Raw genomic sequence first — 13,447 nt, forward strand, 5'->3', positions numbered from 1 at the left:
AACGACCTCCCATAAACCCCGCAACGCCCGCCTCGATCGCCCCATCTTAATCGAGGCACCGAGACTTACGACCCATAACCACAGGGAGCTATGATTTGAAGAAGGTATCTACCCGCAGCGCCGCATAATATCCGCCGCGGGGTATGGGTCCCGGCGTTCGCCGCGACGACGTGGGGACACACCTTGCCCTAGTCCCGTGACAACCCCTGCAAAAACCCCGTCAAATCATCCGTGACATGATCGACATAGGCGGCGTCGCGGCCTTCCAGTTCCCAGTCCTCGCGGACCACTTCCTTGGCGCCGTCAGGCACCACCAGCACCGTCGTCATGCCGAGCTCGTGCGGCACCACGAGGTTGCGGGCGAGATCCTCGAACATTGCGGATTTTTGCGGATCGACGCCGTGCAGGCTGAGGAATTTCTGGTAGGTCTGCGGCGCCGGCTTCGGCTCCAGTTCGGCGGCGATGATGTCGAACACCGCCTCGAAATGCGCAGCCAGGCCGAGCCGCTCCAGCACGGCGCCGGCATGGTCGGTCGAGCCGTTGGTCAGGATCAGCTTGCGCCCCGGCAGCCTGGCGATCGCAGCTCCCATCGCGGGATTCGGCTCCAGCGGCGAATGATCGATCTTGTGCACGTAAGCCAGGTAATCGTCGGCGTGCACGCCGTGCTCGGTCATCATGCCGCGCATGCTGGTGCCATAGCGGCGGTAATAATCCTTCTGCAGCACCCGCGCTTCTTCCGCCGAGATCTTCAGGTAGGTGCTGATGAACTCGCCGATGCGGGCATCGACCTGCTGCCACAGATTGACGTGATGCGGGTACAGCGTGTTGTCGAGGTCGAACACCCAGGTGTCGATGTGGGTGAATGCGCGGGGTGAGTTCATGATTCGCTCTCCACCGTCGTCCCGGCGAACGCAGGGACCCATACGCCGTGCAGGTTTTTGTTGAGCACAGTGTGAATTGCCTTTTCTTCTGGCGCCGTCATCAACCAACACTCAGTTCGATGGCGGCTATGGGTCCCGGCGTTCGCCGGGACGACGATAGAGGGTGTTCCCATCATGGCATCGCAAACCTTAGCGTCCTGCCGCCACCCGACATATCGACGGCAGTAAAGCCGATCGGGCTGAGGCCGCGGCTGCCGCAATCGCCCTGTTCGTTGATCTCGAATTTGCTCTCGCGGGTGCAGAGCTCCTTGGTGCCGCCCCAGTTCAGCGGCTTGTCCTTCAGCTTGACCGTGCGGTTCTCGCCGTCGACGGCCTCGGCGAAACTGAACACCTGCTTCGGCTGGCCGGTCACGTCGGGATGCAGGCATTTGCCGGGATCGATCCGATACCAGCCGCGGCTGGTCACGGCCTTGCCGTCGTCGGTGGCGACCGCGGCCATGATCTTGTGCGGGGTGTCGTTGCACCAGGTGAGCCCCGTCGCCGACGGCGACTGCACCGCGTCGATCATGGCGGTGAAGAAGTTCGGCGACTGCACGATGTCGGGGCTAAGCCCGCGATTCTTCAGGAACGCGCTCAGCGCTGCCTGCGTCTTCGGGCCATCGACGCCGTCGATCGGGGCGGCGTCATAGCCCGCGATCACCAGCAGCCGCTGGATGCCGGCAAGGCGCGCCTGTTCGTCGTCATACTCGCTGCCCTCGGCGAGATAGGCGACCAGATTGCCGTCGTCAGTCTGCGTCGGCGTGACCTGGGTGAACGGCGCCGGGGTCTGTCCGGTCCGGCACTGGCGCGCCGCGGCGATGATGAAGTTCTCCGGTGCGATGCACAGCGTGTCGTTGCCGCCCTGCGGGATCGGCGAGGCGCCATAGACGCCGAGCGCGCGCGCATTGAGGAGGATGCGATCCGCGGTCAGCTTGCCCTGCAGCACCACGCGGCAGGCGGCGGGATCGATGCGAAACCAGCCCCGGGTGGCGGTCGCCGATTTGTCGTCGATGCCGATCGCAGCCTCGACCACATAGCTCATGCGATTGCAGAGCTTCAGATCGGCCAGCGCCGGCAGCGACGAGACGAACAGCGAGATCGCGGCGGCCGGCAGCGCCAGGACCGTGCGCCTCCCATACCGCCGCATTCTGGCGCGGAAGCGGCGCGTGAACTTCGCGGGCGGGGAGATCGCGCTTGTCACTTGTGGATCAGCGTGCCGGTGCCTTGATTGGTGAACAATTCGAGCAGCACGGCGTGCTGTGTCTTGCCGTCGATGATGACGACGCCCTGCACGCCCTGTTCGAGCGCATAGATGCAGGTCTCGACCTTGGGGATCATGCCGCCGGAAATCGTGCCGTCGGCGATCAGCTTGCGTGCGTCCTTCACCGACAGTTCCGGAATCAGCTTTTTGGACTTGTCGAGCACGCCGGGAACGTCGGTCAGCAGCAGCAGGCGTTTTGCCTTCAGCGCGCCGGCCACTGCGCCGGCAAAGGTGTCGGCGTTCACGTTTAGCGTCTGCCCGTCATGCGAGGTCGCCAGCGGCGCCAGCACCGGGATCAGCTCATAGCCGATCAGCTGGTTCAGCAAGGTCAGGTCAACCTTGTCGGGGTCGCCGACGAAGCCGAGATCGACAGCCTTTTCGATGTTGGAATCCGGATCGACCATGGTGCGCGTCGTCTTCGACGCCTTCACCATGTTGCCGTCCTTGCCGCTGAGGCCGACGGCCTTGCCGCCGGCTTCGTTGATGTAGCCGACCAGTTGCTTGTTGACCGAACCGGCCAGCACCATCTCGACGATTTCGATGGTCGCCGCGTCGGTGATGCGGAGGCCCGCGGCGAATTCGGACTGGATGCCGAGCCGCTTCAACATGGTCGCGATCTGCGGCCCGCCGCCATGCACGACCACCGGATTGATCGCGGTCTGCTCCAGGAGCACGATGTCGCGGGCGAAAGCCTTGGCGAGATCCTCGGCGCCCATGGCATGGCCGCCATATTTAATGACGATGGTTTCCTCGTCATATTGCTGCATGTGCGGCAGCGCCTCGGACAGGATGCGAGCCTGATCGAGCGGGCTGATATGTTGCGAGTCGGTCATGAAGCGGCTCTCGTCATTTCCAGATGTCGGGCCGGGTTCTAGCTGATTGGCGGGCAGGGCGCAAAGTGGGGATTTCTTGCCGCCGCTGCCGTTTTTTTCCTCCCCCCTTGTGGGAGAGGGTGGCGCCTCACGAAGTGAGGCGACGGGTGAGGGGTCTGTCTCCGTGGATGCAGACCTCTCATCCGGCGCGGACTGTGTCCACGCCCACCTTCTCCCACACGAGGAAAAGGAAGAGTCGTCTCATCCGCGCCTTGGCCACGCCGCAGCCACAGCCACCGCCAGCCAGCTCAGAATCAGTAGCGTCCCGCCGGTTGGCGCTGCCATCGGAAACAGGCCGTGTCCGGCATATTGCCGCAGCGTCAGGTCGCCGGCGAACAGGCCGGCGGCGATGACGAAGCCGAAGGCGGCCACGATGCCGATGCGGGGGTGGATGAGGCCACGTTCGGCCAACGCCACCGCAGCGAGAACGGCGGTGGCATGGAACAGCAGCATCGATGACGCCGACGCCAGCCGCGACGCGTCGGCCTGATGCGCGGAGGCCGCCGCCAGTATCACGCCATCGGCGCCCATGATGGCGGCCAGCACGATCAGGATACGACAGGCGCGTGACATCAGCTGCGCTCACCGAGCAGGCGCACCATCGCCGCGCGCAATTCCGGCATGCCGCTGCCATCGCGCGAGGAGGTTACCAGCACGTCCGGAAACGCGGCGGGGTGTTTGGCCAGCGCGGCCGTCGTTTCTTCGATGTGCTTTTCGAGCTCTGTGCGCTTGACCTGATCGGCCTTAGTCAGCACCACCTGATAGCTCACGGCGGATTTATCCAGCGTCTTCAGCACGTCCTGGTCGACGTCCTTGATGCCGTGGCGGGCATCGATCAGCACATAGACCCGCGCCAGCGTGGCGCGGCCCTGCAGGAATTGATGGATCAGCTTGGTCCAGGACGCGACCTTGGCCTTCGGCGCCGAGGCGTAGCCATAGCCGGGCATGTCGACCAGGCGCAGCCCGGCGTTCTCAGGGCCTTCGAAGAAGATCAGTTCCTGGGTGCGTCCGGGCGTGTGCGAGGTGCGCGCCAGCGCGTTGCGGCCGGTCAGCGCGTTGATGAGGCTCGATTTGCCGACATTGGAACGGCCGGCAAACGCCACCTCCACGCTGGCCATCGGCGGCAGCGTTTCGATCGACGGCGAGGCCCAGACGAACTGCCATTCGCCGGCGAAAAGTTTTCGCCCCTCTTCGATCAGCTTCGCATCGGTTTCCGCGGTCATGCGAAGGTTTCCTGTTCTTCGTCATGGCCGGGCTTGTCCCGGCCATCCACGCCTTCTCTTTTCGCGGGTCCCAAAGACGTGGATGCCCGGCACAAGGCCGGGCATGACGAGTTGGGAATATTCGCGTCCAACAACCAGATGCCGGTCGTCAGGTTTTTGAATCGGCCTTCTTGGCGAACGTCGCCTTGAGATTGTCGAACAACTCCACCTTGACGCCGTTCTTGCGCATGATGAAGCTCTGCTGCAGCACCGACAGCAGGTTGTTCCAGGCCCAGTAGATCACGAGACCTGCCGGGAAGCCGGCCAGCATGAAGGTGAAGATCAGCGGCATCCAGTCGAAGATCATCTTCTGGGTCGGATCCGGCGGCGTCGGGTTGAGCTTCATCTGGAACCACATCGTGATGCCCATGATGATCGGCCAGACGCCGAGCATCAGGTACGGGCCGACATGCGGCCCGAGCACCATGGGATCGAACGGGATGAGCCCGAACAGGTTGAAGATCGTGGTCGGATCGGGCGCCGAAAGGTCCTTGATCCAGCCGTAGAACGGCGCGTGGCGCATTTCGATGGTGACGAACAGCACCTTGTAGAGCGAGAAGAATACCGGGATCTGCAACAGGACGGGAAGACAACCGGCGATCGGGTTGATCTTCTCCTTCTTGTAGATCTCCATCATCTCCTGTTGCTGCTTCTGGCGGTCGTCGGGATAGCGCTCCTTCAGTGCGGCCAGTTGCGGCTGCACCGATTTCATCTTGGCCATCGAGGCATAGGATTTGTTGGCGAGCGGGAAGAACAGCAGCTTCACCAGCACCGTCACCAGCAGGATCGAGACGCCGAAATTGCCGACCAGGTGGAAGAAGTAATCCAGCGCCAGGAACATCGGCTTGGTGATGAAGTAGAACCAGCCCCAGTCGATCAACAGGTCGAAATGGTTCAGCTCGAGCTGCTTGTTGTAGCCGCCGTGGCCGGCGAAGGGAAAGTTGATGCCGACGACGTTGGCTTCCTTGGCGCCGGCGAACAGCCGCGCATTGGTGCTGCCGGTGCCGCCGATCGCGACGGTCTGCGGATCCTGCAAATAGTCGGTCTGATAACGGACCTTGGCGCCCGGTTCGGCGAGGAAGCGGGCCTTCAGGCGCGCCGACGTGTCAGGCAACAGCGCCGCAGCCCAGTACTTGTCGGTGATGCCGAGCCAGCCATTGGTGACATTGAACTCGAAGCCTCGGCCGCCACTGCCCAGAACCGGCGCCTCGGCGACGGCTTTGTAGCCGTGTTCCTGCAGGCCCTTGTCGCCGAGATAGCCGATCAGGCCTTCATGCAGGATGTAGTAGCCCGAGACCTCAGGCGTGCCGTGACGAGAGATGAGGGCGAACGGATAGAGCGTGACCGGCGCGGTGCCGACATTGGTGACGTCGTCCTTGACGCTGAACAGATAGCGGTCGTCGATCGAAATGGTGCGGCGGAAGGTAAGGCCTTCGCCATTGTCGTATTTCAGCGTCACCGGGTGGGTCGGCGAAAGCGCGCCGGAGCCTTCCTGCTGCCATACCGTCTCGCGGTCGGGAAGCCGCGCCGTCGAGCCTGCGGCCGCGACCCAGCCGAACTCGGCATAATAGGGATGAGCGGTGTTCGACGGAGAGAACAGCACGATCGCAGGCGATTTGGGGTCGACGGTGTCGCGGTATTGCACCAACGCGAGATCGTCGATGCGGGCGCCCTTCAGCGCGATGCTGCCCGTCACCCGCGGCGTGTCGATCTTGACGCGGGGGGTTGCGGCAATCGCGGCGTCGCGGCTGACGACCGGCGCAGCCGCGCCCGGCTGGGCGGGCGTGGTGGCGGACGGGGCCGAACCTGGCGTCGGCGCGGTGGTGGTAGAGCCCGGCGCTGTCTGCGGCGAGGATTTTGCGAGCTCGGCCTGGGTCTGCGACTGCAGGCGCTGCTTTTCCATCTGCGGCGCGTTGTAGAAATATTGCCACGCGATCAGCACGAGGCCGGACAGAATGACGGCGAGGATGGTGTTGCGATTGTCGGTCATCGTTTCAAGGTCTCGTCATTCAACTCGGGTTCCGGCTCGCGCCGTCGTCTTTATTTTGGTGTCTTTGGACGCGTTGTCTTGACGCGAACCGGTAGCGGCTTCGTTCGGAAGCGCTTTGGCCACTTTTGCCGGCTGCCGGTCGAGACGAAGCAGCGCCTGGCGAAGGTCGTCGAGCATGGTCGTAAAGTCGCGATGCAGCGCCGCGCGCCGCCCGACTAGCACATAATCATGGTGCGGTCGCATCGGTATGACGTCCAGCCGCTTCACCAGTTCGCGAAGCCTGCGCCGGATACGATTACGCTCGGTAGCGGTACCGTTCTTTTTGGTAACGGTAAAACCGATCCGGATCGGGCCATCATCGTCGCGGCAGCGTCCCTGCACCACGAAGGCGGCGCTGTTGGCTCGCGCGCCATTGGCAACGGCGAGGAAGTCCGCCCGCTGCCTTAGCCGATCCATAATAAGGTCTCCGGAGACGTCCGGCTCAGGCGCTCAGACGCTTGCGGCCACGCGCACGGCGCGCAGCGAGAACCTTGCGGCCGCCGGTCGTGGCGAGACGGGCGCGGAAGCCGTGACGGCGCTTGCGCACCAGTTTGCTGGGTTGATAAGTCCGCTTCACGGGTAGTTCTCCGCTAACCTGGCAAGCTGCCGCTGAATTGCAAACTGCCGCTGAATTGATGGTAAGTCCGGTAATGCTGGCCGGCCCAAGACGGGCCATCGACGGCCCCAAATGAGCCGCCCCCGGTCAGACCGGGCCATAGCGGACAATTGCGCGGCTTATACGGGAGCGACCTGTTTTCGTCAATGTTGCGCGGAGCCGCAATCGGGCTTCTTTGAAATGGCACAATTGGGGCGAATATTATTGTTTTCGCGGGGTTTTTAGGGACGGGACGGCAACTCGCCCCTGACATCGGAACCGGCCGACATTAGCGATCGGTAATTTGACCGGTCCGTGGCCGGAACGCATCCTCGCAAATCAGCGTGCGGGCGGCGGCAGTGAAGCCGGTCTTAAGCTCCGATCCTGTGCGTAAAACAAGGTTATCAAGGCGGATATTTCGTGTCAGCGACCGACGACCAGCCGACCATCGAAGCGCCGCGGCCAACGCCGCCGCGCCGGCTCGGCCTGTCCGGCAAGCTGCTGCTGCTCACCATTCCCCTCGTCATGATCGCCGGCCTGATGATCTATGTGCCAGCGATCGCGAATTTCCGCATCAACCGCCTGAACGACCGCATTGCCGCGGCGAGCACCGCGGCGCTGGTGCTGGACGCCGCACCCTCGGGCATGGTCCCGGAATCGCTGGCGCGGCAGATCTTGAAGAGCGTCGGCGCCCGCGCGGTCGCCATCAAGATGGGGCAGCAGCGCCGTCTGCTCGCGAGCGCCGATTTGCCGACGGCGATCGACCACGACATCGATATGCGGACCATCACGGTATGGTCCGCCATCGTCGATTCCATCGAAACCATGCTGGCAACCGACAATCATGTGATCCGCGTGGTGGGACCTGCGCCCGGCGGCGGGCAATTCATCGAGGTCGTCGTCGACGAGGCGCCGCTGCGGCAGGCGATGTACCGCTTCTCGCGCAACACGCTCCTGGTCTCATTGGCTATCGCCATGCTGACGGCGGCGCTGGTCTATTTCGCCATGCATCATCTGTTCGTGCGGCCGATGCGGCGGCTGACCGCGAACCTGGTCGGTTTCCATGAAAACCCGGAAAGTTCGGCGCGCATCATCGTGCCGAGCCAGCGCGGCGACGAGATCGGGGTCGTGGAGCGCGAATTGTCCGACATGCAGCGCGACCTGGTGTCGATGCTGCATCAAAAGAGCCGGCTCGCCGCACTCGGCCTTGCGGTCTCCAAGATCAACCATGATTTGCGCAATCTGCTGGCATCGTCGCAATTATTGTCCGACCAGCTCGCCAGCGTGCCCGATCCGCGGGTGCAGCGCTTTGCGCCAAAACTGATGCGCTCGCTGGAGCGCGCCATCGACTTCTGTCAGTCGACCCTCTCTTACGGCCGCGTGCAGGAAGCCGCCCCCGACCGCCGCATGATGCTGGTCGAGCCCGTGGTGGCCGAAGTGCGCGAATCCGCAGGCCTTGCCGCCGATGCCTCGATCGCCTGGGTCAGCGCGATCGAGCGCGGGCTCACTGTGGACGCCGATCCCGATCAGATGTTTCGCGTGCTGCTCAATTTGGTGCGCAACGCCGCGCAGGCGCTCGAAAGCCGCCCGAAGGGCGATGCGGCGGCGCTGCAGATTCGCATCACCGGCCGCCGCGAAGGCGCGGTCGCGATCATCGAGGTTTCCGATACCGGCCCCGGCGTGCCGGCGCGGGCGCGCGAGCATTTGTTCGAGGCTTTCCAGACCTCCGGCCGGCCCGGCGGCAGCGGGCTTGGCCTCGCCATCGCCGCCGAACTGGTTCGCGCCCATGGCGGCGATATCCATCTGGTCGAAGGCACCATCGGCGCCACCTTCCGTATCTCGATTCCGGACCGCCCGGTGGAACTGCAAAGCGTCCGCAACGAGCGGGCGCGGGCGTAAATCACGCTATTTGCTGCGTTTTGTGACCGATCTGGCCGGTTTGCCCCGGCCAAATCGTTTGCCAAAACCCGCGTTCCGGAGCTTGCCAATCGGACGCGGAGCGGGTAGCTAAAGCGCTCTTTCGCGACGTTTCCGACACCATTCGGATGCATCGGGGCGACTAGCCCACGATGGCCCTAGCGAAAAACGCGCCCGTAGCTCAGCTGGATAGAGCACCAGACTACGAATCTGGGGGTCAGGAGTTCGAATCTCTTCGGGCGCGCCATCAGCTTCAGAACCCCTTATTTTCTGGGATTAACTCGATAGCTCAATAGCTTCGTCCTGCCGCACTGGTATCAAGCGGTGGGATCAACGATGCGTGTAGGAATGGGTCTGATCAAGAACGAACACGGCGTATTCCATGTGCGCCGGAAGGTGCCGAAGGCTCTCGAAGGCGCTACTGCAAGGGTGATGGGCGCCGCTAAAGAGCGCGTCTCATGGCTCAAGAAGTCGCTGGCGACCAAGGACGCGAAGCAGGCGAAAGTCCTCGCGGCTCCCGTCATGATGAAGTTCAACCGGGTCCTCGCTCAGGCCGCGGCTCTGCTTGTTGAACACCCCGTTCGCACAGGACTTACCGAAGCCGAAGTGAGGAGCATGGCGGACTATCACTTCGCGGCTGTGCTGGCTGAAGATGATCGACAGCGGCGAGCGGGCCTGCAACCGTTCACGCCTGAAGACCAAGAGACACTTGAGCGCTTCGGGATGGACGCTCGGTCAGAGCACGATTTGGCTATCATGGAGATAGCCGACAATGCGGAGGGTGCGCTTGCGGCAACTGAGCTTGAGTACATCAAGGAAGAGGTGGAGGAGCTTCTAGACATTTTCCAACTGCGACTGGATGAACGCAGCGATGATTATAGGAAGCTGTCCCTTGCCGTCCTCAGAGAGCATGTACGAGCCTACCGCGCGTTACGTGGGCGGAGCAGGGGTGAGCCGGTCGAAACGCCAAGCCTTCCACCCACGGCTTCGCGGACGCCAAGTGGCGGACTGCTAAGTGCCGCCTACGAGGGCTGGAAGAAAGCCAAGAACGCAGCAGGAAGGACGGCAGATGAGTTCGAGCGGGCGGTGGCTCTGTTCATTCAGCTTCACGGCGATTTGCCGGTAGCGACAATCACACGCGCCCATGTGCGTCAGTTCGTGGAGGCGATGCAGGAGGTTCCTCGGAGGCGGTCCGGCAACTTGTTGAAGGCACCCCTCCCCCAAATCGCCCTGTATGGCCGGAACCATCCGGAAGTCCCAAAGATAACTGCTGCGACGATCAACAAGAACCTCAGCGGCGTGCAGGCCATAGCCGTGTGGGCTTGGGAGAAGGGTGGCTTCATCCACGACGATGTTCGTTGGGCTGATCCATTCGCCAAGATGCGACTGGATGAGGAAGACAGCGAGCGTGAGCCGTTCACGAGCGCTGATCTTTCTATGATCTTCGGCAGTCCCGTATTCCTCAAGGGTGATCGGCCTCAGGGTGGCAGAGATGAAGCCGCATTTTGGCTCCCACTGTTGGCGCTGTTCACGGGCGCACGTCTTGCCGAGCTTGGACAGCTTTCGGTTGATGATGTGACTGCTCTTGAGGGCGCGTCACCTCTGATCAAGTTCAGGAGGGATAGCAAACGGGGCAAGAGCCTCAAGAGCGACAACGCGGCGCGCGCGATACCGATACACCCAGAGCTTCAGCGTATGGGCTTCTTGGGTTACGTCGAGAGTATTCGCCGCACTCAGGGCGATGACGCTTGGTTGTTCATCGGAACTTCTCCCGAAGCGCCCCGAGGTTCCGCAGCCTACTCGAAATGGTTCGGGAGATACCTGCGGGACACTTGTAATGTGACTGATACCAACAAGGTGTTTCATTCGTTCCGGCATAGCTTCAAGGACGCCCTGCGAGCCGCTGAGGTGCCAGAGGACCTTGGGGATGCCTTAACGGGCCACAGCAATCAGAGCGTAGGCCGCAGCTATGGAGCGAAGGGCGCTGATGCCATGGTCAGGCGCTTCACATTGCCCCGCATGGTAGCAGCTATCGAGCGGGTCACGTATTCAGGGCTGGACTTGACAGCCCTCAAGTGGATTGAGAGCCAACACAAGACCGATGCGGAGTGAGATGACTAAACACGAATTTAAATCAGGCAAGCGCGCAGCGGTTCTGCGTCTTCATTCCGAAGTCACCTATGAGGACCTGAAGAGGATCGAGAGCACCGAGGAGAGGCGCGAAGAGCATCCCAAGGCGCTGCCTCGGTCCGCCATCATCGTTGCGGACAAGGTATTCCAATGGCGACCACCTGAAGAGGACATGACGCGAAGCGAGGAGCATGTCAGGACGCTTACGAGGGCCATTGGCACCGGCAAGGTGCGGAAGCCGCTTGATCCGGTTCTGGTCACAGCGGTGGGGCAGTTCTTCTATCTCGTGGACGGGCACCACCGCATGGAGGCGTACCACACAGCGAAGTGGAACAAGCCGATCCCCGTGGAGGTCTATCAAGGCTCGCTGCGTGACGCGCGGGATGAGGCGTTCTCTCGCAACTACAAAGACAAACTGCCCATGTCGCTGGAGGCGAAGAGCGAGGCGGCTTGGCGGCGATATCTTGAGGGCGACCTGAGCCGTAGGGACTTGGTGAAGCGCTTCAGGGTCGCATACGGTACAGTGCAGAACATGAAGCTCGCAAAGGAGGCGCTGAGGGCCAAGGGCGAGGACCCCTCCGAAGTGCGCTGGCGAGATGCGCGAAAGCACGATTGGAAGTCATATGAGGAGTTCGACTACAAGGCTCACGCGAGCAAGGCCGCGACAGAGTTGGCTGATCAGTTGAAGAACGTCAGCAACTTCACCAAGCGCCCCGAGATAACCGCGCGTGCCATAGCTCTGGTCAGTGCGGCCATGCCGCAAGCGTTGGCAGATCAGTGGCGGGAGGATGGTGCTGCGGCTTGGGAGGGCGATGAAGCTCCTTACGTGATTGAGCCGGACATTGCCACCGCTCTCACCATCGTCGCAGGACAGCTTCAGGCGAGCGGACACGGCGAGTTGGCGCGGCAGATCGAGGGGGCGCTTCAGGAGGCTCTTGAGGAGCGCGCCGAGAGCTTCAGGCTCTAAGTGGTACACTCATAGGCGATACATTTTGTACCACCTGCGCATGCCCTGATTAGGCCACAGATGATCCCGGTCGCGGGGTTTTCGTTGGCGTTTTCTCTTTATAGTCCAATAGGTAAGCGCTCACCGCATTGATGTTGTGGGTATGGGACAGCCGTTCAAGTAGTGGGGCTGACCTGTGATTAGGAGGGGGCCCAAAGGGCGTGTGATGGCTCGGGAGGGCTTTAGAGAGTGACCGGTTACACGGCCCTCACACACGCGCGGCTATTCAGGACCAGCCCCAAGCCGCTCCAGAGGGACCCGCCCTAAGCCGCTCCAGAGGACCCCTTGAGGGGCCCCAGCCCCGGGGGCATTCGCAACGCCGTTCGGTCTAACAACAACGCCAGATTTCAGTCGATGATTTGAATTCGATTTCAGGCGAAGGTTTCGAGTTCAAAGCGGCCGGAGGGACCCTAAAGTCCCTTGGCTCCTCGCGCCTTCGCGGGCGGTGGCAGGTCGCAGGTCGGGCAAGCGCCACGTGCGCCGCAGCGTCGGGTAGAGATGAGCCACGGAAATCCACCCAACGCCCACAGACATTACGCGACCGGGCAGCAATGGCTTCAGGTGCCGAGCACGACAGCGAACAGACCAACCAGCGAGATGACGAAGCCCGTATTGGAGCCGAGCAGAACGGACAGGATCAGAGACAGCGTTGCGACCTGCACAAGCATCTTGCGAACTCCCTCAGTCTTCAAGAGCGCGATAGACGGAAGCGCGACCGATCTTGAGCGCCTTGGCGATTGCAGAAGGCCCCATGCCATCGGCCTTCATCGCCTTGACCTTCGCAGGGTCGATGGACGCCTTACGGCCCTTGTAGACGCCTCGTGCCTTCGCATCGGCTATCCCTTCAAGCTGGCGTTCCTTCCGTAGGTTGGTCTCGAACTCCGCGAACACGCCGAGCATGTCGAGGAAGCATTTGCCTGCCGCCGTGCTGGTATCTATCGGCTGTTCCGTAGCCTTGAGAGACGCGCCGCGAGACCTCACGGTGCGAACGATATCTTGAAGGTCCCCAATACTCCGCGCGAGCCGGTCGATGCGCGTGACCATGAGCACGTCACCGTTGCGGAGGAAGTCCAGGACGGTGCGAAGCTCCTCACGTCCTGCGGTAGTTGTGCCGCTGCGCTTCTCTGAGCGGATCAGGTCGCAGCCTGCTGCGTGCAAGGCGCTCTCCTGCACTTCAAGGTTCTGGTCGGTCGTGCTCACTCGGGCATAGCCGATGACGGTCATCTCAGACGCTCCTGTCTCATTTGGCTCTAGACCATGAGACGATGCCGTCTCAGAACGATAAAGTCAACCCTATTGAGACATTATTTTCGTCTCACCGCAGCGTCTCACGGGGGTAAACCCATCTGATACGGCAATTATGGAACAAACCGGGGGAGAAACTACGGTACGGCAGATGAGTGGTTGAGGTTCAACCTTGATCTTCTAACCTGCGTCTCCAGGTTGTCTCATACC

12 protein-coding genes and 1 tRNA gene are annotated in these 13,447 nt (G+C 62.2%); 4 read left to right on the forward strand and 9 right to left on the reverse strand.

Annotation, left to right across the window (positions count from 1 at the left end):
* Window positions 1-188: 188 nt before the first annotated feature.
* From JQ597_RS25435 to rpmH, 8 genes are all read right to left on the reverse strand, one after another.
* Entirely contained in the window at window positions 189-881 is a 693-nt protein-coding gene (locus tag JQ597_RS25435) for a pyrimidine 5'-nucleotidase (protein ID WP_249148193.1), read from the reverse strand.
* A 172-nt stretch (window positions 882-1,053) separates the two neighbouring features.
* Window positions 1,054-2,040, reverse strand: coding sequence for a DUF1036 domain-containing protein (locus JQ597_RS25440; RefSeq protein ID WP_212268037.1), 987 nt, complete (start codon window positions 2,038-2,040; stop codon window positions 1,054-1,056).
* Window positions 2,041-2,117: 77 nt separating this feature from the next.
* Window positions 2,118-3,014, reverse strand: coding sequence for an acetylglutamate kinase (gene argB, locus JQ597_RS25445; protein WP_192739163.1), 897 nt, complete (start codon window positions 3,012-3,014; stop codon window positions 2,118-2,120).
* Window positions 3,015-3,254: 240 nt separating this feature from the next.
* Entirely contained in the window at window positions 3,255-3,626 is a 372-nt protein-coding gene (locus JQ597_RS25450; protein WP_212267848.1) for a DUF423 domain-containing protein, read from the reverse strand.
* Complete coding sequence (gene yihA, locus JQ597_RS25455) at window positions 3,626-4,276, reverse strand: ribosome biogenesis GTP-binding protein YihA/YsxC (RefSeq protein WP_212209327.1); 651 nt, start codon at window positions 4,274-4,276, stop codon at window positions 3,626-3,628. Before yihA ends, JQ597_RS25450 begins: the two co-directional genes overlap by 1 nt.
* Before the next feature lie 148 nt (window positions 4,277-4,424).
* Window positions 4,425-6,305, reverse strand: a complete 1,881-nt coding sequence (yidC, locus tag JQ597_RS25460; protein WP_212267850.1) for a membrane protein insertase YidC — start codon at window positions 6,303-6,305, stop codon at window positions 4,425-4,427.
* A 15-nt stretch (window positions 6,306-6,320) separates the two neighbouring features.
* Window positions 6,321-6,761: a ribonuclease P protein component gene (gene rnpA / locus JQ597_RS25465; RefSeq protein WP_212267852.1), complete on the reverse strand. Its 441-nt coding sequence runs from the start codon at window positions 6,759-6,761 to the stop codon at window positions 6,321-6,323.
* Between the two features lie 25 nt (window positions 6,762-6,786).
* Window positions 6,787-6,921, reverse strand: coding sequence for a 50S ribosomal protein L34 (rpmH, locus tag JQ597_RS25470; protein WP_006609582.1), 135 nt, complete (start codon window positions 6,919-6,921; stop codon window positions 6,787-6,789).
* 438 nt (window positions 6,922-7,359) lie between these two features.
* Here rpmH and JQ597_RS25475 point away from each other — a divergent pair, with 438 nt between their 5' ends.
* The 4 genes from JQ597_RS25475 to JQ597_RS25490 all read left to right on the forward strand — a co-directional run bounded on the left by JQ597_RS25475 (window position 7,360) and on the right by JQ597_RS25490 (window position 11,953).
* Window positions 7,360-8,838: an ATP-binding protein gene (locus JQ597_RS25475; RefSeq protein ID WP_312011062.1), complete on the forward strand. Its 1,479-nt coding sequence runs from the start codon at window positions 7,360-7,362 to the stop codon at window positions 8,836-8,838.
* A 188-nt stretch (window positions 8,839-9,026) separates the two neighbouring features.
* Window positions 9,027-9,103 (forward strand) — tRNA-Arg (locus JQ597_RS25480).
* 101 nt (window positions 9,104-9,204) lie between these two features.
* Window positions 9,205-10,968: a site-specific integrase gene (locus JQ597_RS25485; protein WP_212267854.1), complete on the forward strand. Its 1,764-nt coding sequence runs from the start codon at window positions 9,205-9,207 to the stop codon at window positions 10,966-10,968.
* 1 nt (window position 10,969) lies between these two features.
* A complete protein-coding gene (locus JQ597_RS25490; protein WP_212267856.1) occupies window positions 10,970-11,953 on the forward strand; it encodes a ParB N-terminal domain-containing protein in 984 nt (327 codons plus the stop codon).
* 720 nt (window positions 11,954-12,673) lie between these two features.
* Here JQ597_RS25490 and JQ597_RS25495 read toward each other — a convergent pair.
* Window positions 12,674-13,216, reverse strand: coding sequence for a recombinase family protein (locus JQ597_RS25495; RefSeq protein WP_212267858.1), 543 nt, complete (start codon window positions 13,214-13,216; stop codon window positions 12,674-12,676).
* Window positions 13,217-13,447: the final 231 nt, after the last annotated feature.

This window comes from Bradyrhizobium sp. AUGA SZCCT0177 (assembly GCF_018130125.1).
GTDB lineage: Bacteria > Pseudomonadota > Alphaproteobacteria > Rhizobiales > Xanthobacteraceae > Bradyrhizobium.